Below are 20564 nucleotides of genomic sequence, written 5' to 3' on the forward strand. Positions count from 1 at the left end.
CAAGTAATCCGCTCGACACGGCCGCCAGACAGACCATTCTCACGGCGGTCGAACAGGATGCAAGTAAACTTCAGCGGTAAATGGTTGAGCAGGCGAATGCGCTTATAGACCCCAAGGTCAGACCACTTACTAATCTGCGCATCAAAGCCGCCGGGCGCATACATCAACAGCGGCGGGCCCTTCCCGAGCACCTCATAATGCGTATCAATTCCGTCGATGTGAGCGGTTGGCATGGCACTACCTCCCCGGCTGTCCTTTGATCTGACGCCCAGACCGGACATCCTCAGCACATTCAGACAATGCGTCGTGAATAGTGCGCGCAATATTGGCATAGCCCGACGGTTCTTTATCGAGCGCGGCCACGTTATAGCCAACCGCCGCCTGCGCCAGCCGGACACGGCCATCCAACCAGGGACCACCACCGAAGCCGCCGATCACCGGGATTGAAACGGCCTCGACCACCTTTGGGCCGATCACTGGGCCGGAGTTGGTGAAATCCAAAAGAACCGCGCCTGCAGCCTCCATCGCCTTGGCCTCAGCAATCAAACGCGCCTCCATGCCGGGCGCAGCCTCTGTAGCATCCGCTTGATTTTCATATGGAATCCCTGTCGCGAGGGCGGTTTGCGGCGTCAAGCCAAACTGCGCCCAGACCGGAATACCCGCACGGGTCAGCGCCTCAACTGCCTCCGGGTAGTCGGCCGCGCCATCAAGCTTCAGCAGGTCAATCCCCGCCTCCTTGACCAGACGGATTGCCGCCCGAAGGGCGCTATCCACACCTTCTTGCAAGGGCCCGTATGGGAAATCCGCCGACACCAGCGCGCGTTTAACACCGCGCCGCACCGCTTTGGTCACTATTATCATTTCGTCCATGGTGATCTCAAACATCGTGTCGTGGCCCCATAGGTTTTTGCCCACGGTATCGCCGACCGACACGATATCAGCGCCAACACGGTCCGCAATCGCCGCCATATGGGTGTCCCAGGCGACAACGCCAAAAATCTTCTCACCCTTTTGTTTCTTCCGATGAAGATCGGGGATTGTGACTTTCGTCATATGACGAATTCCTCATAAGTTTCGGGAGCAAACATCTCATCAACTTCCAACTTGCGCGGTGAGAGGCCCTGTTCATGGTGATACCGCAGGAAAACATCCAACGTGGCGCGGTTTTTTTCCACGCCGTAAGGCCAAAAATCTTCGCCCATCAGATCGAACGCCTCTTCCACATGGGCGTTGAACCACGGCAACATTCCCTTAAGCGCCGCCGTTTCCTTAAGCCCGGCGTAGCAAAGGTTCTGTGCTTCACGAAACGCCTTGAACAGGTTCATCGCAACCCAGCGATTCTGCTCATAAACTTCGCGGCGGATCGCAATCACATGCATGATTGGAAAGATACCCGTGTCACGCCAATAGGCCTTTTCGACCTCGACATAATTCGGGAACAAGCGCTTCACGCGCACCCCGTCATAGGTAGATGGCTTGCGCGCCGTATGGAAAGCGTCGATCCGGCCATCTGCAAGCATCTGCGCCAAGGTATCTTCCGGCCCGATCCGCTCTAACCGGAAGTTATCGGGCAACTCAATGCTGATTTTTTCCTCACGGTTTGGCGTTTCTTCGCCCCCCGTCACATAGGTTGGCCCGTCTACTGGAACACCGTAATGCTCGGACAGAATGCCTCTGATCCACACTGGCGCTGTCATTTGGTATTCAGGACAACCGAACCGTTTACCGATCAGATCCTTGGGCTCGTTGACCCCTGCATCCGCATTCACATAGATGCAGGAATGCCGAAAGAATCGCGACGGGAACACCGGGATCGCCACAAACGGCCGGTCTTGCTTGAAGTGCGAAACCACAAAGGATGACATCGACATTTCCGAGACGTCAAATTCCCGGAATTTCGCCATCCGAAAGAACGTCTCTTCGACGATCATATTGAGGAAGCGCAAATCAATGCCGTCAGGCCGCACCCGGCCATCCATCAACGGTTGGACACGGTCATAGTCCCAACAGCCAAGAGTCATTGATAATCTAGTCATAGTTCGCCCCTGGGTTTAGTAAAATTCGTCAAAGTGAAGCTGGTCCTGCGGGACGCCAGCTTCATGGGTCATCTTTTGGACGGCTGCGGACATGATAGCTGGCCCTGCGAAATAGATTTCGCAGTCTTTCAATGCAGCCCCCATATCCTCAAAAACCACGTCATGCAGATAGCCCTTCGGGCCGGTCCAAGTGGCATCTGGTTCGGATAGCGCGGCCACGAACCGCGCCGCTCCCGCCGCCTCTGCGCCAAGGACTGTCGCGTCGCAAAGATCACTCACGTCCCGACCACCATAGAACACATGCAATTTGCGCGTGCCCAGCATCCCTGCCTTGGCTACGCCTTTTGCGATTGATACAATTGGCGAGAGACCCGAGCCGCCAGCCAACAGCACGATATCACGCGGGCTATCTTCGCGCAGAAATGCAGTCCCGTAAGGTCCATCAATGGTGATCTTCGCACCCAGTTCTGACTCAAACAGCTGCCCCGTCGCCGCACCGCTTGGCATCTGTTTGATCATGAACTGCCACGTGCCGCCTGCACCAAGGTTGGACATCGAATAAGCCCGCGCGCCAGTAACGCCCGGAACATGAAGCAAAGCGTATTGTCCCGGGCGAAAGAACGGCACAGCATCGGCTTGGAACATGAATTGAGAAATATCGTGAGTGATCTTTTCGATCCCAGTCAGCTCTGCTTCAAAGGATTCAGGCCGATTGTAAGGCACATATTGATCCATGGCGCGGAACTTAACACTGCAGTCCCCGTTCGGAACGGCCTGACACCCCAACCAACGACCACGCTTTAGCTCGCGTTCTGACCATGCCGGCGCATCGTCACGCAAGTGCGTGACCTCACCGTCCAACAGTTGGAACCGGCAATTGCCGCATGACCCGGTATTGCAGGAATACGGCATGCCAATCCCTGCACGCAAAGCTGCGCGCAGGATTGTATCGCCTTCTTCGCAGTCGAATACATGCCCATCAGGGGTTTGAGTGATTGTGGGCATATGTGGTTTCCGATCAAACGTAGATGGGCTGGCGCAAGACATAACCCATGCGCTGCGAAATTTCGTTCGCGGCTCCAGTCACCACCGGGGCAAGCTTGGGCACCTGAGCTTTTTTGATCCGAATACGCGGGCCCGCAACACCGACAGCTGCAACAAGTCGCCCTTCTGCATTGTAGATCGGGGCCGCGACACAGCGCGTACCCTCATCGCAGTATTCGTCTTCAAAGGCATATCCGCGCCGCTTCACTTGGCGCAGCGATTGCAGAAATTCGTCTTTGTCGGTGATGGTATTGGGCGCACGCACGTCCCTTGGATACTGCAGGAATGTCTCCAGATCCGGCGCGCGCAATCCGGCAAGCAGGCAAAGCCCCTCTGCGGTGCAAAAAGCAGGTTTCAACTGCCCTGTGGCGGATCGAATGCGCAACGCCTGCGGGCTTTCTAAATCATGTAAGAACACAACGCTTTGACGGTCCAAAACTGCAAGACGCACATTTTCCTGCGTTTTTTCGCGCAAGACATTCAGGATAGTCTTCGACTCATTTGTAACATCCAACCGCGAGCGCACTAAAGCCCCAAGCGAGAAAAGCCCCACACCAAGGCCGTAGCGACCACTCTCTGGGTCTTGCTGCAAAAGACCTTCATCCAACAGCGCGCCGGCAAGGCGGTGAACAGTACTTTTTGCAACGTTCAACCGCTTTGCAAGCTCGCTGATGCCAAGTGTTTCATCTTCTTCAGTGAATGTCTTCAAAAGATGAATCGCCGTTGTTACAGAAGACAGCCGCGATGCATTACGTCGTGGATTGCGGTTGATTTCTTTCCGTAATGGCCGCGGTACGTCATCAGTCATTGCAAAGCGCCCTGTTCCATAAGGAAGAACTGCGTTCCACTCTTGCGGTCGGACGACCAACTGTCAACTGGTTGCTCAGATGTCATTATAATCGCTTTTCGGGAGGCTATGATGATGGTGATCTGAGCCGGTGGGTGGGGAAAACTGTATCCGATCCTGCCGGCGCGCGCCACGCGGATCGTCGGAAAACAGCAGGGATTTGACGGTGACAGGCACCGTGAAGGACGGCAGGCGTATTTTGCCCAGATCAATATAATCGAAATCACGTAAGCTTATGCCGTCCAATATCAGCAGATCGTTCTCAACACCAAGGTCCTCTCGCAGGATACCCCCGAGCGTTTGCGCTATGTCCCCATCGATCATCACATAAAGCCCCTGCCCGGCGGCAATACGGCCGGACAGAGCAGCTTGGATACCATCGGCCAATGCGCGAATGCGGGCGTATTCCGGCACCGTCTGGAATTCGAACGCCAGAACGACTTCGTGTTGAACTGGGTCCAGGTCAAAAGCTTCAAAATGCGCTTGGATCGCATCTGCAATCTCTGTACTTTCCGGGCTATCAGCCAGATCAATCGCCGGCTTTAGGACTTGCAAGCTGCGGCGCGGCAAGCATCGTCCCGGCGCTGTGATAGTGCTGGTTTGCCCTGAGAGTTGAACAGAGTATTCCGACGCGCCAAGTGCTGTTGCCCGAATTGCAGAACCCGATGCGAGCATGGGCGCCCCAAAATCTCCGGCTAACGCCCGTGTGCGCAACAAGGCCCCAAGATGAAACCCAAGATCGCCAAAATCCCGGTCTTCTTGACCAGACACATAGGCCCCAACACCGCCCGAAAAGACGACACCCGTCAGATCAGCAAAGTCCGTCGGGATTTCTGTTAAGAATAAGGCGCTCACGTCTTTGGGAAGGTCACGACTGGTGATTGCCTTTGTCAAAAGATCCGCCATGTGGGTCGCGACGGTACGCATTTGATCCGCGCTGATCGGATCACCCAAGTTAAGCGAAACCCCGGCCTCACGGGAAAAATATGCGCCGGTCGCCTCAATTCGGGTTACCCTATTGGCCTCGGACGCAATCAAGCGGCCACCAATATGAAGGGCTGCCGTCCAAACGATTGCGCCTCGGTCAACAAGTGCAAGCTTCGTAGTACCGCCACCGATATCGACATTTAGAATACGCGCCTGCCGGTCAAAACTCTCTTTGGCAGCACCAGATCCAAAGGCTGCCAGCATCGCCTCCATGTGGTTGCCGGCAGTCGCAGTCAAAAAATCGCCACCCCTAGCGGCCACAACTCCGGCAATCGCTTCGGCATTGTCACGGCGCAGCGCCTCTCCGGTTAAAATGACCACGCCGGTATCAATGTCGCGCGGCAGGATAGCTGCATCGGCGTAGGCGGCGTCGATGATTTGACCTAACGCTGCAGCGTCGATTTCATTTTCGCTTAGGAAAGGCGTAAACTTCACCTCCGAGGCATAGGCCGTCTGCCGATCCACAATCACATAGCGCGAGGCATGGCTGTCCGCTTTCCGTTGCAGATGTATGGTCGAGAAAATGACCTGTGTGCCTGATGATCCAATATCGATCCCGACGGAAGTTAAAGCCACGTTGTCGCGCAACCAGATCGGATTGTCTTCTAAAGGACCGGGATCTATGTCGTCATGATCGTGGTCGGCGTCACCGTCGTGATCATGCGCGTAAAAGTCGCCGAACATGTGGTCATCGACCGTGTGACGGGTGGGCTTCTTTTCTTTCGGCAAAGCGACGTTCCTCTATGTGGACCGTCGGTCCATTGACGCAACAGTATGCCGGACATAGTCTGAGAACAACTGAAATTTGTCCCGGCGAATGACTGGTGACTGAGAGGATTCACGTCATGAAAGGTCAGGCTATTGTTTCAGACCAGCTCGCGGAGAAGTTCAAGTCGGAAAAAGAAACTCCCTACTCGCGTTTCATTGCGCACGAGGGTTTGGACCTGATCAACGGCAACTACGTACCGTCCTTGCATGAGGTAAAGCTTAAGCCTTGGGCACGACGCGGTGGTTCAGCAGTGTTCATGAACCATGACGCCAGCCGGACCACCAACGATTGCTATGTTATGGAGATTCCAACTGGCGGGAAGCTCAACCCACATCGCCAACTGTTTGAAGAAACCGTTCTGATCCTTTCAGGGCGCGGATCGACCGTGGTCTGGGATGACAGCGGCGCGAAAGTGAGCTTTGAGTGGGGACCGGGGTCGATATTCGGAATCCCCCTGAACGCTCATCACCAGCATTTCAACGGCTCCGGCTCAGAACCAGCCCGCTATATCGGCGTGACCAACATGCCGCCCCTAATGAATGTCTTCGAAGAACCCGATTTCATCTTCGGCACGGCGCATGATTTCAAAGGTCGTTTCTCAGGCGAGCCTGAATATTTCTCTGAAAGCAAAGAAATGCAGGGGCTGTTGCTAGAGACGAACTATGTCGCTGATGCGGTGAACTTGCCGTTGATCCACGCGAAAGAACGCGGCGCTGGCGGCGGGCACATCCGCTTTCAACTGGCGAAGTGTTCGATGAACAGCCACATCAGTCAGTTCCCTGTAGGCACCTACAAAAAGTGCCACCGACATGGCCCGGGCGCGCATGTTATTTTGTTGTCGGGCACCGGATATTCGCTGATGTGGCCCGAAGGGGCCGAACCCAAACGTTATGATTGGAAGCCCGGATCAATGATCGTGCCGCCGAACATGTGGTATCACCAACACTTCAATACCGGCACAACGCCCGCTCGCTATCTTGCGTTCAAATACGAGGGTGTGGCCATCCGCAACGAACAGGGCGTGCCAAAGGCGTGGATCAGCCAAAGGATCGGAGGCGATCAGATCGACTACGCCGATGAAAGCGGCGAAGTCCGTACGATGTTTCGTGACGCGCTTGCCCAGAACGGGCTCGAATCTAATATGGACCCCGCCTACGAGGCGGAAAAGGCGGAGTTGCCGCCAAAGCCGGGCAAGGCGCTTTGATGAAAGCGCCTACCTAGGCCTTGAGATCACAAATTCTGTGCGGCACCGCCTGGAGCAGTCCCGCAGTTGGGCCGCAGCTTGAGGAAAAGGAACGCAAATGCTTCGCAAGGAAATCAACGAGCTTCTGACCGAAACCGATGCCGGAAAGCCTATGGGCGATATGTTCCGGCAGTATTGGATCCCCGCACTTCTGGCCTCAGAACTGCCGGAAGATGACTGCCCCCCGACCCGCGTAAAACTCCTGGGCGAACGGCTAATCGCGTTTCGTGACAGTAAGGGCCGATATGGCTTGATGGACGAATTCTGCGCCCACCGCGGCGTATCTCTTTGGTTCGGCCGCAACGAAGAAGACGGTTTGCGCTGCCCGTACCATGGCTGGAAATACGACTATACCGGCCAATGCATCGAGGTGCCTTCCGAGCCCGAAGAATCCGGCTTTTGCGCAAAGATCAAGCTAAAGGGCTATCCGCTGATCAAGGTTGGTGACGTGCTCTGGACCCATATGGGCGAGAAAGAAGACCGTCCACCTGCACCGATTTGGGAATTCGCCACGGTCCCGCCCGAGCAGACCTACTCTTCGAAACGCTGGCAGGAATGTAATTGGCTGCAGGCAATGGAAGGCGGCATCGATTCAAGCCACGTTTCTTTCCTTCACTCCGGAGGGTTGAAGACCGATCCGCTGTTTCGAGGCGCCAAGGGCAACACATACAACGAGAACGACAAGAAGCCCGTGTTTGAAGTTGTCGAATCTGATGGCGGCTTGCATATCGGCGCTCGACGCAATGCGGAAGAAGGACATTACTACTGGCGCGTGACGCCGTGGATCATGCCGTCGTTCACTATGGTGCCGCCACGCGGCGACCATCCTATGCATGGCCACTTCTGGATCCCCATCGACGATCACAATTGTTGGGCCTGGTCCTTCGACTACCACCCGACCCGCGCGCTTTCACCAACAGAGCGGCAGGCGATGGAGGACGGCTACGGAGTGCACAACCAATATGTGCCCGGCACCTTCCGGCCGCTGCAGAACAAGGACAACGACTACCTGATGGACCGCGAAGCGCAAAAGCGCGGAGATAGCTATTCGGGCATCTGGGGCATAGCGATGCAGGACGCCAGCTTGCAAGAAAGCATGGGGCCCATTGTGGATCGGACAAAAGAGAACCTTGTCTCAACCGACAACGGTATCATCATGGCACGGCACCGTTTGCGCAAAGCCGTTGTCGCACTGCGCGATAAGGGCGTGCAGCCTCCCGGTCGGACGCCTGAACATCAGCTTGTGCGCTCAGCCGCGCGGGTCTTGCCACCGGAAGAACCTTTCGGGGATGCGATGAAAGACGATCTAACCGCGCGCCCCGGCGTCAAACAGACCTCGGTCTAGGTAATGCCGCACGACCACGACGACATCTTTGAGGCTGACAACGCGACGCGCGCGGACCGGGGGCCGGTGGATCACCCGACCATGCTGAGCAGCTGCGCCCGTGCGGCCACAGCGGAAGAGGCACTGTACAGGGTGCAATACCCAAACTCCGCCACCCGGACGACGCGCATCTTCGCGCTGGACCAAGCGGCGGCTGAGGCGATGTATGCAATTACCGACGACCTTTGGGACAATGCGCATTTCCTGACGGTTTTGGGCAATGGAAAAATCACAGCCGACACAAACTCCTATAACGTCCCAATTTGTCACCCCGATGGCACCCCCGCAAACCTTGACGCGGAACTCGCCGGAGCCGACGTTGTAGTTTTGCTTGCCACCAATGGCTCTAGCGAGGCGGCAGCTGAGGTAATCGCGCGCGAATGTTTTGACCGTAAAATCATGTGCGCCGGGCTGGCCTTGAAGCGCGGTCCATCATCGGAAAGCATGGACCGTGTTGTGAATTCTATGCGTAGATTTACGCGCGTCTTAGTCGTGGCACAGGATGACGACTATATCCCGGCCATGCTGACGGCGCTGCGCGCATGAAATCATTGCCCCATGCTCTTGCGATTGCCACCCTTCTTGCCACCCCAGCTTATGCTGCGGATGGCGCAACGCTGGCGGCGGGCGGAACCCTGTCGTTCCTAGCGTTGGGCTTTGCTGTCGGCCTAGCCCATGCTCTTGACGCCGACCACGTCGCCGCCGTCGCCACGATGATGGGAAAGAACGACGACCGTCGCGGCATCATTTTGCGCGGAGCCGCTTGGGGACTTGGCCACACTGTGGCGCTTTTCATGATCTGTTCGGTCGTGCTGATGCTGGGCCTGACAATCTCGGGCGTTGTCGAGTCTGCATTGGAATTGGCTGTGGGCATCATGATTGCAGGTCTTGGCCTGCGGGTGCTGTGGAAACTGCGTCGCGAGCGCATCCATATCCACGCTCATGACCATGACGGCGCGCGCCACTTTCACGCCCATTCCCACGCAGGCGACCCAACCCAGCATGACGCGGCGATACACACCCACCGGCACACCGCCCGCGCGATGCTACCAACGTTGGGCGTAGGACTTTTGCACGGCGCTGCTGGCTCTGCCGGATTGCTGGTTCTAATCGTGGCGACGGCGGGATCGATGGGCGAAGCAATGCTCGCCTTTGCGGTCTTCGGAATTGGATCGCTGATCGGCATGACACTTTTAACCGCTGCGGCAAGCTATCCGCTGGGGCGCATTCATCAAGGCGCGGCTTGGATGCGCACCTCGCTGGAGCTATCTATTGGCGGAATTGCATTTTTTGTCGGCGGCGGCGTTGTCGTCGACAGTCTTCATGGCCTCGGAGTCATGGGTCTTTAGAAAGGATACACCATGTGCGGAGAGATCGACGAGCAAGTGATTGTAGGCCAAGACATGCGCGCCCGGCTTCATGGCCTGACCGCCGGCATGGACCTGCCGGAACCAACTGGCGGCGGTGAAAACCCCGTGAACCTCGCCGAAGCGACAGCGCGCGGCACCTATATGGACCGCATCTTCCGCGCAGGCCTAGCCCGGTCTCTGCAGGATATTGAACGCGCCGAAGACGATGAGACCGTTGATGCACTGGCCGCCCAGGCGATTGCCTTGGCCCGTTTGGCAGGCTTTCTGGCTGGGCAATTGCCGCCGGAAGCCGACCTGTTTCGCGCTTTGATCGAGGCAATCTCCGCCGGTCACGCAGAGCCACAGGAGCGCGTCGACGCAATCCGCCGCGCCCATGATCACCACCACGGCCATTCGCACGACCATCACCACTAAAGCGGGAAACTCAGCTTGGCCTCATTCGATTTTCTCAAAGACCCATCGTGGCGCAAAGAGGTCTCGTCGAGTGCGCTAGGCAAGAGCTTTTGGGGCTTTGGTGCAGCCGCTGTCGGGTTCGGTATTCTATGTTGGTTGATCAAAGGCCCAGACGTGGTCTGGGCCGCTCTCAGCGAAGACCTAAGCTTGGTTGCTGATCTCATGCCCCGCGTCGTCGTTGCCCTATCGATCGCCGCACTGATCTGGGTGATGATGCCGCGCGACCGGATGTCAGCGCTTGTTGGTAAAAAATCTGGCATGCGCGGCCTGATAATCGCAACGCTCGCTGGAGCTGTCACGCCGGGGGGGCCCTCTTCAGCCTATTCGCTTTTGGCCGCCGTTGCTGTGTCAGGAGCGGATCGTGGAGCCCTTGTGGCCTATATCACCGCGTGGGCTCTGCTGGGTCTCCAACGGATTCTCATCTGGGATGTGCCGTTCATGGGGGCAGAATTCGCAATGCTGCGCTTTGCAGTTTGCCTCCCCCTGCCGATCATCGCCGGGCTCATAGCACGTCGCCTTCCCCTGACCTTGCGCATCAAAGGAGACGAAACATGAGCCCCGGTCTGCTCGTCCTCAGCGTATTATTGGTCCTTTTAGCTGCCCTCGCGGTACAGCAGCGCCAAGACACGGGCCCCGTTGTTAAGCGGTTCGTGGAGCAATTTGCAATGCTGGTTCCACGGATGCTGGTTGCGCTGATCGCCGCAGGCTTTATCGCCAAACTCATACCGAAAGAGGCAATCGCGGGCCTTCTAGGCGAGGATGCGGGGCTACTCGCCTTGCCCGTGGCCGTTGCCGCCGGGCTGATCGTGCCGGCTGGACCCGTCATCGCCTTCGCTATCGCGGCCGTCTTTGCCAAATCTGGCGCCTCAGTCCCGGCCCTTGTGGCCTTTGTGACGTCGTGGAGCATCTTTGCCGCGCACCGCATCTTTATCTACGAGGTGCCGCTATTGGGGACATCTTTCCTGCGTATGCGCCTTCTCTCCGCAATGGCGGTCCCGTTCATGGCTGGGGTGCTTGCGATGCTCGCTGGAATGATTTCAACCTTCGGGCAGCCGTTGCTGACACACTGACAATTACTCGTCAGCAGGAGGCACCCAAAATTCTTCAAAGCCTTCTGCAGGCTCTAGCTGGTCGAACCAGTCCAGCCCGATGGCTTTCATGATCCGACTGTTGCAAACCAGAACGCGCGCCTCGATATCAGAGGTGTTCACACGCTTGTGCGCCACGTAGGGCGGCACATAGATGAAGTCGCCCGGACCCCAATCATAAACCTTTGGTGTTGTGTCCCACCTCCACTCAAATTCCACCTTACATTCGAAATGCACATCATAATGTAGATCCTGCCCAGTGCCCTCGATCACAAAGGCAATCTCTTCAGATAGATGGCGCGAGGTGCCGGTGGCTTTGCCTGCCGCAATCATCTGCATGTAGATGTCGATACAACATTCTTTGGTATCCATACGCTCGTTGATGACATGCTTGATAAGCCCGTCAGCAGACCGCTCCATCGGCATCTCATCGAATTTCACAACGTTCGATCGGTTCTTATATTCCGACCGGAACGCCTGAGATTGCTCTAGCGCATCCTTATAAAAGGACACTTCCGGTGCACCTTGCTTGGCGCGCTGCCGCTCGATGGCGTCGGCAAAGGTCGAAGGATCAATACTCATGTCAGTCTCACCTTATACATTGCTCGGTGGCAGATAATCTTCGTGACCCGGCACTGGAGTCTCCGGCGGATATTCAACCATTTTCTGAAAGACCATATGCATGAACAGGAACAGCGGTTTAGCCTTGAGAACCAAGATTAAACCTTCCTCATCCGTGTCGTTTAGGTGTTGGTGAACACATGCATTTTCCACGATTAACGCATCCCCGGTTTCCCAGTCAATGCGGCGACCATCATGGATATCGTGTCCCTTGCCCTTCAGCACAAAGAACACCGCCGAATTCATATGGCCGTGGGTCTGACCGTAGCCTTTGGGCGAAAACACCTCAACATGCGCCTCGATAGATTGCGCAATTCGGTTCGCCTGCGGGTTAATGACCTTCTTGCCATAGTGCTGGGGTCCGCCGTGCCAACTATGATCGGATGTCTTGTAAACACGCGGTTGGGAATAAAGCTCTTCTTTCAGCTGGCCATAGGTACCTTCCAGCGCGCGCACAAACGTCCGCTTTTTGGTCCAGCGTTCCCAGACCACTTTTCCGCTGTTGTGACCTTCGCCAGCCTCGTCGATTGGTTCCGACATGGCGTGCCCTCCTTGATTTCATAAAAACGGTATCGTGGCGAGGCGGTTCCCGTCAATGGCACGGCGTTCCGAATAGGGGAACACTCCTCAGCGCGCGGATACAACCTCCGAGATCGAACGCCCCTTGATCTTCTGGCCAAGATATTCGGCTTCCTCACCATATAGCAGCGCCTTCACCTGATCCGGCCCCAGGCGCTTAACCAACTGATCAACGGCGCCGAACAATGGCAGTGTCAGTCCGGCTTGCTGGCTTAGATCCAGCACCACGTCCATGTCTTTTTCGTGCCAAGTAAATCGTGTGCTGTCCCACCGGTCCAGTGTTGTATTATGCGCAGGGCACTTCAACAGCGTCTCGCGCATCGCTTGCGCATCGATACCGCAGGCCTTTGCCAGCGACAGGGTCTCAAAATTCGCCACACATGCGGCCCAGTGCATCATATTGTTGCAAGACTTGCCCAACTGACCTGTGCCAACCGGCCCCATATACTCAACGCTGCGGCTGTAAGCCATCAACACCGGCGTGATTTTAGCGACGTCTGCGGCCGCACCACCGCACAACGAAACCAGATCGCCATCAATCGCACCTTTCAGACCGAAGCAGACAGGCGCATCAACAAATCCAACACCCTTCGCGATGCAATCATCGTTCAGCGCAATCATCGTCGCGGGATGATTGGTAGCGGCGACCACAATGACCTGACCATCCCTTGGCTTGGCCTCCAGCAACGCCCCGACAACGCCGCGCGATTGATCATCGGTACTGACAACTACGACGACAACCTCGCACCCTTCCGCGATATCGCCGAGCGTATCAGCAGCGGTTACACCCTCGACCGCTGCGGCCGCCAGCACCGACGCATCCGTATCAAAGGCCTCTACACGATGTCCCGCCTGTGCGGCGTGACCCGCCATCGCAGCCCCCATTGCCCCTACCCCAACGAAACCTACATCCATCCAATTTCCTCCCAAACGCGTACTGCAAAACAAACGGACTCGCGTAGGACTACACAACCAAGGCGCAGCCCGAGTTCTCTTATGTGGAACGCCGGTCCACTACGCGTTGGCGAGGATGCATTCCCTCCCCTAGGATCAATGCAAATTCACCGCGCACTTTTGCCTTTCTGGGAACAAGGCCAGGCAACATGTTCGATGAACCAAAGAGGGCCAAAATGACCGAGCTTCCGCTGACCATCGCTACCACCGACTACGACCATTTCCGCGATATTCGCACTGGTGTGGTCGCCCCGGAGGGCATCGACCTGAACTGGTTCCTTTTGGGCCACCACGAATGTTTCGCGCGGATGACGGCCAACCGCGAATTTGACATGTCCGAGATGTCTTTTGCCAAATTCTCGACCCAAGTCACACGCAAGAACAGCGATCTCATTGGTCTGCCGGTGATCTGCTCACGGCTATTCCGGTTCTCATCGTTTTACGTGAACAAAAAATCGGGCATCAAGCGGATTGAGGATCTTTACGGCAAGACTGTCGGTAGCCCCGAATGGGCCCATTCCGCTGCTGTGTGGATGCGCGGGTGGATGCAGAACGATGTCGGCATGGACATGACAAAGATCAAATGGTTGCAGGCCGGGGCAAACGCGCCGGGGCGCGAAGAAAAGGTTGAGTTGAACCTGCCCGACGGCATCGAAATTACACGCATCAAAGATAGATCCCTGTCCGAGATGCTGGCTTCCGGCGATTTGGACTGCGCCATCATCGCCCGCCCGCCGACCTGCTTTCTGGAGGAGCACCCCGATATCGAAAGGCTGTTCCCGAACTTTCTAGAACTTGAAGAACAGCAGTATGCAGACACCGGCGTCTGGCCGATCATGCATATCATTGCGATGAAGAAATCCGTGCACGACGCACACCCGTGGGTCGCTCGCAACATGTTCAATGCGTTTGAAGAATCCAAACGCCTCAGTATTGAACGCCTGCTGGACCCTGCCGTGTCGCGCTATCCGCTCGCGTGGCTGTCCAGCTATGGCCGAAAAATGCAAGGCGTCTTCGGCAAAGACCCCTTCCCTTTCGGGGTCGAGCCGAACCGCAAAACCTGGGAGATGATGGGCCTTTATACCTTCCAGCAAGGCATCGCCCATCGACAGTTTGAGCCTGAAGAAATCTTCCCCGCCAGCGTTATAACAAAGGTGGTCATCTGATGCCCGATACAGGTGGACCCGTCGCCCCAGACCGCATTGCCGATGTCGCAGCCGCAGCCCGTATTCTGGCAGCCCGCGGTGTGGTGGATGGGTTCGGCCATGTCTCAATGCGTCACCCCGATGCGCCCGACCGCTATTTGATGTCGCGCGCATTGGCACCTGCGCTTGTCGGGCCTGAAGACATCGTCGAATACGATCTCGAAAGTGTTGCCTGTGATCAAGACGCGCCGAAGGGTTTTCTCGAACGCTTCATTCACGGCCAGATCTACAAGGCCCGTCCAGATGTTTGCGCAGTCGTGCACAGCCATTCGCCCTCAGTCATCCCTTTCGGCCTGACCAAAGCCCCGATGCAAGCGTGCTTTCACAACGCCGCCTTTCTCGCACAAGGCGTGCCGGTCTTCGACATCGCCCGCGATCATGGTGCAACCGACATGCTGGTATCCGACAATGACAAGGGCGTGGCGCTGGCGGACTGTCTGTCCGACAAACCCGTAGCCCTAATGCGCGCCCACGGCTCGGTCGCATGCGGCCCGTCACTCGAAGTCGCCGTTTTCCGTGCGGTCTATACCGAAGTCAGTGCACGGGTTCAGCATTGGGCACTCGCCTTGGCCGAAGACGGCGAAGAGTTGGCGGCCCTGTCAAAGGAAGAAGGTCGCTTGGCCGATGTGCCGAACCAAACAGCCGGCATCCGGGCATGGGACCTGTGGCGCGCCGAAATTCATGATCAAGCAGGTTGGTGAAAATGGCCGATAAAGACGAACTCGCACTCTGCCTCAGAATGCTCGAACATCAAGGGATCATTGACTACAATGGTCACGCCTCGATCCGTTGCGACGCTGGCATGCTGATCAATGTCGGCAGCTCACAACGCAGTCGACTGACCGCTGACGATATTTGCCTCATCGATCTGGACGGCAATTTGATCGAGGGCAAAGGCAAGCCACCGCTTGAATTCCACCTGCACGCGGGCATCTATAAAGCGCGGCCAGACGTGGGCGCGATTGTTCATGCGCACCCGCAATGGTCGACATATCTAACGATGACTGGCCACGACTATTCGCCCGTGTTCGCGCAAGGCACGCTCGTGCATCCCGTCCCCGTGCTCGACACACCGGATTCGATCAATTCGCCAGAGATGTCCGCGAAATTGGGCGCGGTAATGAACGATCGCCCCGCAGCGTTGATGAAGTCGCATGGCGCCGTTACTGTGGGCGCAGACATCGCCGAAGCCTTCGTGTTGATCACCTACCTAGAAGAAAATGCGCGGCGCCAGTATATGGCGCTGCAGATTGGCACGCCCTACGCTTTCAGTGCAGCCGAAATCGAAGTAGCCCGTACAAAGCTTTATACGCCCAGCCTGTTCAGCCGCACATGGGATCACTTCGCCGCCAAGCTGGAGGACGCATGACCGATGAGAGCTATCATTTAATTGGTGTAATGGGATCACCCGTAATGCACTCTCAGTCGCCTTTGATGCATAATTATTGGTTCGATCAAACAGGGTTGCCAGGCAAATATGTTTATCTGCCGCTGCCACCTGAACGGCTGCCTGCCGCGCTTCGCGCCCTGCCCGCGCTTAACTTTTCGGGCTGCAATCTGACCATCCCGCACAAGCTGCAAGCAATGGAGATCGTTGACGAAGTGGACGAGGTCGCCCGCAAAATTGGCGCAATCAGTTGCGTGGTCGTGCTCGAGGACGGCTCTCTTTTGGGGACGAACAACGATTGGTTGGGGTTTTTGGGGAACCTCAAGCAATCGGCGCCCGATTGGCGCGCCAATGCAGGACCCGCCACCGTGATTGGAGCAGGCGGCGGATCGCGCGCTGTCTGTCACGCGCTCCTGTCGGAAGGTGCGCAAGAGATCCGTCTGGTTAATCGCAGCAACGACCGCGCCCAGAGACTTGCCGACGACATCGGCGGGCCGATTATGGTTCTGTCATGGAATGAACGCCACGCGGCACTGGACGGGGCTGCGACGGTCGTAAACACTACCAGTTTGGGCATGGTCGGGCAGCCGCCTCTGGAACTCAAGCTCGATGCATTGGGTCCTGACGCGGTTGTTGCAGACATCATTTACACACCTCTCGAAACATCATTCGTCCAAGCGGCCCGCGCACGCGGCAACACAGCGGTCGGTGGTTTGGGCATGCTTTTACATCAAGGCCCGCCCGCATGGAAACTCTGGTTCGGCCTGACCCCAGACGTGACGCCGGAATTACGGGAAATGATGGAAGCCAGCATCACCGGCAACGCATAGGAGACGGCAATATGACTAAGACCGACGACCTCATCATAGGACGCATGCTGATCGGTGGAAAATTCGTCGAAAGTATCAGTGGAAAGTGGCGCGATACCATCAATCCAGCCACCGAGGCATTGATCGGACGTGTCCCAGAAGGCACCACCGAGGACGTCGAAGCCGCCTATACCGCAGCCCATGCTGCACAGCCCGCTTGGGCTGCTCTCGATATGCAGACGCGCGCCGACTACCTCAATAAATTGGGCGATGCGATTATAGCCCGTACGCAGGAACTCGCACGGCTCGAGGCCATTGATACCGGCAACACAATTGGCAAAATGGTGGCCGACGTCGAAAAGGCAGTCGAACGCATTCGCCTTGCCGCGGGTCTAGGCCTGGAACTGAAAGGCGAAACCATTCCCTCTACGTCTGCTGGCCTGCATTTCACGCTGCGCACGCCCTACGGAGTCGTTGGCCGGATTATTCCGTTCAACCACCCCTTTGGCTTTGCTGCTTCCCGGCTCGCGAGCGCAATTATCCCCGGCAATACGATCATCATAAAGCCCTGCGAGACAAGCCCCCTATCGGCCTGTGTGCTGGGCGAGATCGTCAATGAGATCCTTCCGGCTGGCGTCGTCAACGTCGTTACAGGTGGTCCGGCAGCAGGCGACGCCATCGTTCGGCACCCCAAGATCAAGCGCATAGCGTTCATTGGCCACGCAGGAACCGGCATGGCGATCCAACGCGCCGCTGCTGAGGTTGCGGTCAAGCACGTGTCGCTGGAGCTTGGCGGTAAGAACCCGATGATCATCTGCCCGGACGCCGATCTAGCAAAAGCCGGTGCCGCAGCCGTGCGCGGCATGAATTTCGCATGGCAAGGTCAATCTTGCGGATCCACCTCCCGGCTGATGTTGCATGAAGACGTCTACGATACAGTTTTGCCGATGGTCCTCGACCGGATTGGCAAGATGAAGGCGGGCGATCCGCTTGATGCAGCCTCCTCCATGGGGCCTATGAACAGTAAGATGCAATACGACAAGACAATGGAATATATTGAGATCGCCAAACAGGACGGCGCGACCCTAATGGCAGGCGGCAAGCGTCCCGAGGGCCCCGAATTTGACAAAGGTTTCTGGGTAGAACCCACCGTATTTACCGATGTCACCATGGACATGCGTATCGCGAAAGAAGAGGTGTTCGGACCCGTCCTATCTGTCCTCAAATGGCGCGAGATTGACGAAGTGATCAGCATGGCAAACGACGTGGACTATGGTCTCACCGCCTCGATCTGGACCCGCGACCTTGATCTGACAATGCGGTTCATCCGCGAGATTGAGGCAGGCTATATTTGGGTCAACGGCACAGGCACCCACTTCCGCAACGTCCCCCACGGCGGCTTTAAGAACAGCGGCACGGGACGCGAAGAAGGTCTCGATGAACTGCTCAGTTACACAGAGGTCAAGGCGGTCAACATCATCACTGGCTAGCCCTCTTTTCTAAGCCAGAATGAATATGGGCAGGCAGTGTACGTCAAACGAAACACCATTCCAGGGGACGTGCTATGAAGACATCTATCGCCACGGTTTCTATTTCAGGGAACCTCCCGGAAAAGCTCGAGGCCATCGCTGCTGCTGGGTTTGATGGCATCGAGATCTTTGAACAGGATTTCATTGCCCATGACGGCAACCCGCGTGAGGTGGGCGATTTGATCCGCTCCATGGGCCTTGATATTACGCTGTTTCAGCCATTCCGAGACTTTGAAGGGCTGCCAGAACCGTTGCGCGCCAAGGCCTTTGATCGGGCAGAACGTAAGTTCGATCTGATGCAAGATCTTGGGACCGACCTGGTTCTGATCTGCTCATCCTGCCATCCAGACGCGCTTGGCGGCATCGACCGGGCCGCAGCGGATTTCCACGACCTTGGGGACCGCGCCGCAAAGCGTGGCCTTCGGGTTGGATTTGAAGCACTGGCTTGGGGTAAGCATGTCAACGATCACCGCGATGCTTGGGAGGTCGTACGGCGCGCTGATCACGCGAATGTCGGACTGATCCTAGACAGCTTTCATACGCTTGCCCGTAAGATCGACCCAGAAACGATCCGGCGCATCCCCGGCGACAAGATTTTCTTCGTGCAATTGGCTGATGCACCGCTCATCGACATGGATCTGCTTTACTGGTCTCGCCATTTCCGCAACATGCCCGGTGAAGGCGATCTGGCCGTTACTGATTTCATGAAAGCGGTCATGGCCACCGGGTATTCCGGGCCGATTTCGCTAGAGATTTTCAATGACCAGTTTCGCGGCGGACACCCCCGGAGCATTGCAAAGGATGGATATCGCGCGCTTATTGCGCTGATGGATGATGTTCGGCGAGAAGAACCGTCTACCGTGTCAGGCCTGCCTCAGATGCCTGCACGGTTAGATGTTGAAGGGGTAGCTTTCGTAGAATTTGCAGCGCGCGCCGAAGAGGCAGAAACGCTAGAAGACCTGTTAAGAACGCTGGGCTTTCAGCACTCCGGCAACCACATTTCCAAGAGGCTTTCGCTTTGGACGCAAGGCGACATCCGGATCGTCGTGAACCGCGAAACCACCGGGTTCGCCAGCAGTTCCTATGTCACGCATGGCATGAGCGTTTGCGACATCGGTATTTCTGTCAACGACGCAACGCAGGCCGTTTCCAGGGCAAAACACCTTGGGGCCACCCCCTTCGAACAAGCAACAGGCCCAGGTGAATTGAACATCCCTGCAATCCGTGGCCTATCCGGGAGCGTTGTGCATTTCATTGATGAAGCCAGCGGCCTCAATGATGTATGGTCAGTAGAATTTAACAAAATACAAGGCAAAGCCACCAGTGCCGGTCTCTATCGGATAGACCATCTTGCCCAAACCATGAGCTACGATGAAATGCTCAGTTGGTCGCTGTTCTACACAACCCTGTTCCAGATGCAGAAATCGCCGATGTTCGATGTTGTTGACCCTGACGGGCTTGTCCGCAGTCAAGCGCTAGAGACACTTGATGGCTCGTTTCGGATAACGCTGAATGGCGCAGAGACGCATCGCACCATGGCCGGACATTTTCTTGCCGACAGCTTTGGGGCCTCTGTCCAGCACATCGCATTCGCGACGGACGACATCTTTAAAACGTCTTCCGCACTGGTCGAGCTTGGCTTTAAACCCCTGCCGATGTCCGACAACTACTATGCGGATTTAGACGCAAGGTTCGATTTGGCGCCGGGACTTCTTGATAGCCTAAAGGCTGGCAGCATCTTGTATGACGAAGATGCCGATGGCGCCTTCCTCCAGCTCTACTCCCGACCATATGGCGGCGGAATGTTCTTCGAGATCGTCGAGCGGCGCGGAAACTACCGGGGATATGGCGCGCCGAACGCCCCATTTCGGATTGCGGCCCAAAAGCGTCTGATGCGGCCAAAGGGAATGCCAAGGATTTAGTAGTGTTAATCTAGGGACTGTTGACGTTCACCGAATGTGAAGGATTGTTGCGGCAATAGAGATGCAAGCCGTGAAGCTATGGTCTGTTTTGCACGACCGCATAGCTATCCATCTGTTTTCATTCAACTTACCAAAGTAGTTTTCAATCAAATGCCGCCATTTGCAGGTCTCCTTGTCGAAGTCTGCTGGGAACCTGCGGTTGGATTTTGGCGGTATGACCGGGGTGATGTCGCGGGCCAGAAGGTCATTTCGCAACCAATCCGCATCGAAGGCCCTATCCGCCAGAAGATGTCCGGCTGTCAGGTCGCGGATCAGTGTGTCGGTCTCGCGTAAGTCG

At 56.6% G+C, this 20564-nt stretch carries 23 protein-coding genes; 13 read left to right on the forward strand and 10 right to left on the reverse strand.

From position 1 onward, the window contains the following. The 6 genes from AC221Y_RS07485 to AC221Y_RS07510 form a co-directional block, all read right to left on the reverse strand. Nucleotides 1-233 (reverse strand): alpha/beta fold hydrolase (locus tag AC221Y_RS07485; protein ID WP_486707090.1); only part of this gene is annotated, 233 nt, incomplete at its 3' end. A gap of 4 nt (nucleotides 234-237) precedes the next feature. Then, nucleotides 238-1053 carry a 3-methyl-2-oxobutanoate hydroxymethyltransferase gene (locus tag AC221Y_RS07490; protein ID WP_299757660.1) on the reverse strand — a complete coding sequence of 272 codons (816 nt, stop codon included), beginning with the start codon at nucleotides 1051-1053 and terminating at the stop codon, nucleotides 238-240. After that, entirely contained in the window at nucleotides 1050-2036 is a 987-nt protein-coding gene (locus AC221Y_RS07495) for a substrate-binding domain-containing protein (RefSeq protein ID WP_299757658.1), read from the reverse strand. Before AC221Y_RS07495 ends, AC221Y_RS07490 begins: the two co-directional genes overlap by 4 nt. A 15-nt stretch (nucleotides 2037-2051) precedes the next feature. Continuing rightward, on the reverse strand, nucleotides 2052-3041 hold the full coding sequence (locus AC221Y_RS07500) for a 2Fe-2S iron-sulfur cluster-binding protein (protein ID WP_486707091.1): 990 nt from the start codon (nucleotides 3039-3041) through the stop codon (nucleotides 2052-2054). 13 nt (nucleotides 3042-3054) lie between these two features. Next, a complete protein-coding gene (locus AC221Y_RS07505; protein WP_299757652.1) occupies nucleotides 3055-3888 on the reverse strand; it encodes an IclR family transcriptional regulator in 834 nt (277 codons plus the stop codon). Between the two features lie 75 nt (nucleotides 3889-3963). Next, on the reverse strand, nucleotides 3964-5643 hold the full coding sequence (locus AC221Y_RS07510; RefSeq protein ID WP_299757650.1) for an ethanolamine ammonia-lyase reactivating factor EutA: 1680 nt from the start codon (nucleotides 5641-5643) through the stop codon (nucleotides 3964-3966). A 116-nt stretch (nucleotides 5644-5759) separates the two neighbouring features. Here AC221Y_RS07510 and AC221Y_RS07515 point away from each other — a divergent pair, with 116 nt between their 5' ends. The 7 genes from AC221Y_RS07515 to AC221Y_RS07545 all read left to right on the forward strand — a co-directional run bounded on the left by AC221Y_RS07515 (nucleotide 5760) and on the right by AC221Y_RS07545 (nucleotide 11203). Beyond that, the gene (locus AC221Y_RS07515; protein WP_299757648.1) at nucleotides 5760-6887 is read left to right on the forward strand and encodes a cupin domain-containing protein; all 1128 of its coding nucleotides are present in this window, start codon (nucleotides 5760-5762) and stop codon (nucleotides 6885-6887) included. Nucleotides 6888-6984: 97 nt separating this feature from the next. Then, a complete protein-coding gene (locus tag AC221Y_RS07520) occupies nucleotides 6985-8271 on the forward strand; it encodes a Rieske 2Fe-2S domain-containing protein (RefSeq protein ID WP_299757645.1) in 1287 nt (428 codons plus the stop codon). A gap of 3 nt (nucleotides 8272-8274) precedes the next feature. Next, nucleotides 8275-8856: a hypothetical protein gene (locus AC221Y_RS07525; protein ID WP_299757643.1), complete on the forward strand. Its 582-nt coding sequence runs from the start codon at nucleotides 8275-8277 to the stop codon at nucleotides 8854-8856. Continuing rightward, entirely contained in the window at nucleotides 8853-9659 is an 807-nt protein-coding gene (locus AC221Y_RS07530) for a sulfite exporter TauE/SafE family protein (protein WP_299757640.1), read from the forward strand. Before AC221Y_RS07525 ends, AC221Y_RS07530 begins: the two co-directional genes overlap by 4 nt. Nucleotides 9660-9671: 12 nt before the next feature. Continuing rightward, the gene (locus AC221Y_RS07535; protein ID WP_299757637.1) at nucleotides 9672-10094 is read left to right on the forward strand and encodes a hypothetical protein; all 423 of its coding nucleotides are present in this window, start codon (nucleotides 9672-9674) and stop codon (nucleotides 10092-10094) included. A 15-nt stretch (nucleotides 10095-10109) separates the two neighbouring features. Next, nucleotides 10110-10688 (forward strand): hypothetical protein, encoded by a 579-nt coding sequence (locus tag AC221Y_RS07540; RefSeq protein WP_299757635.1) that lies wholly within the window; start codon nucleotides 10110-10112, stop codon nucleotides 10686-10688. After that, nucleotides 10685-11203 (forward strand): hypothetical protein, encoded by a 519-nt coding sequence (locus AC221Y_RS07545; RefSeq protein ID WP_299757632.1) that lies wholly within the window; start codon nucleotides 10685-10687, stop codon nucleotides 11201-11203. Before AC221Y_RS07540 ends, AC221Y_RS07545 begins: the two co-directional genes overlap by 4 nt. Nucleotides 11204-11206: 3 nt before the next feature. Here AC221Y_RS07545 and AC221Y_RS07550 read toward each other — a convergent pair whose 3' ends face one another. The 3 genes from AC221Y_RS07550 to AC221Y_RS07560 all read right to left on the reverse strand — a co-directional run bounded on the left by AC221Y_RS07550 (nucleotide 11207) and on the right by AC221Y_RS07560 (nucleotide 13336). Next, entirely contained in the window at nucleotides 11207-11803 is a 597-nt protein-coding gene (locus tag AC221Y_RS07550) for a cupin domain-containing protein (protein ID WP_299757629.1), read from the reverse strand. Nucleotides 11804-11815: 12 nt separating this feature from the next. Then, a complete protein-coding gene (locus AC221Y_RS07555; protein ID WP_299757627.1) occupies nucleotides 11816-12382 on the reverse strand; it encodes a cupin domain-containing protein in 567 nt (188 codons plus the stop codon). 87 nt (nucleotides 12383-12469) lie between these two features. After that, nucleotides 12470-13336, reverse strand: coding sequence for an NAD(P)-dependent oxidoreductase (locus AC221Y_RS07560; protein WP_299757625.1), 867 nt, complete (start codon nucleotides 13334-13336; stop codon nucleotides 12470-12472). Nucleotides 13337-13551: 215 nt separating this feature from the next. On the opposite strand from AC221Y_RS07560, the gene AC221Y_RS07565 reads away from it, so the two are divergent. From AC221Y_RS07565 to AC221Y_RS07590, 6 genes are all read left to right on the forward strand, one after another. Then, the gene (locus tag AC221Y_RS07565; RefSeq protein WP_299757623.1) at nucleotides 13552-14541 is read left to right on the forward strand and encodes a substrate-binding domain-containing protein; all 990 of its coding nucleotides are present in this window, start codon (nucleotides 13552-13554) and stop codon (nucleotides 14539-14541) included. Next, complete coding sequence (locus AC221Y_RS07570) at nucleotides 14541-15281, forward strand: class II aldolase/adducin family protein (protein WP_299757621.1); 741 nt, start codon at nucleotides 14541-14543, stop codon at nucleotides 15279-15281. The genes AC221Y_RS07565 and AC221Y_RS07570 overlap by 1 nt, the downstream gene beginning before the upstream one ends. Nucleotides 15282-15283: 2 nt before the next feature. Further along, complete coding sequence (locus AC221Y_RS07575; protein ID WP_299757618.1) at nucleotides 15284-15949, forward strand: class II aldolase/adducin family protein; 666 nt, start codon at nucleotides 15284-15286, stop codon at nucleotides 15947-15949. Then, a complete protein-coding gene (locus AC221Y_RS07580) occupies nucleotides 15946-16797 on the forward strand; it encodes a shikimate dehydrogenase (RefSeq protein WP_299757616.1) in 852 nt (283 codons plus the stop codon). Before AC221Y_RS07575 ends, AC221Y_RS07580 begins: the two co-directional genes overlap by 4 nt. A gap of 11 nt (nucleotides 16798-16808) precedes the next feature. Beyond that, on the forward strand, nucleotides 16809-18266 hold the full coding sequence (locus AC221Y_RS07585) for an aldehyde dehydrogenase family protein (protein ID WP_299757614.1): 1458 nt from the start codon (nucleotides 16809-16811) through the stop codon (nucleotides 18264-18266). Between the two features lie 74 nt (nucleotides 18267-18340). Further along, a complete protein-coding gene (locus tag AC221Y_RS07590; RefSeq protein WP_299757611.1) occupies nucleotides 18341-20227 on the forward strand; it encodes a bifunctional sugar phosphate isomerase/epimerase/4-hydroxyphenylpyruvate dioxygenase family protein in 1887 nt (628 codons plus the stop codon). A 27-nt stretch (nucleotides 20228-20254) separates the two neighbouring features. Here the strand turns inward: AC221Y_RS07590 and AC221Y_RS07595 are convergent. Further along, on the reverse strand, nucleotides 20255-20564 hold a 310-nt coding region (locus AC221Y_RS07595; protein ID WP_486707092.1), incomplete at its 5' end, for a transposase family protein.

The sequence above is a fragment of the Boseongicola sp. genome, from assembly GCF_057460485.1.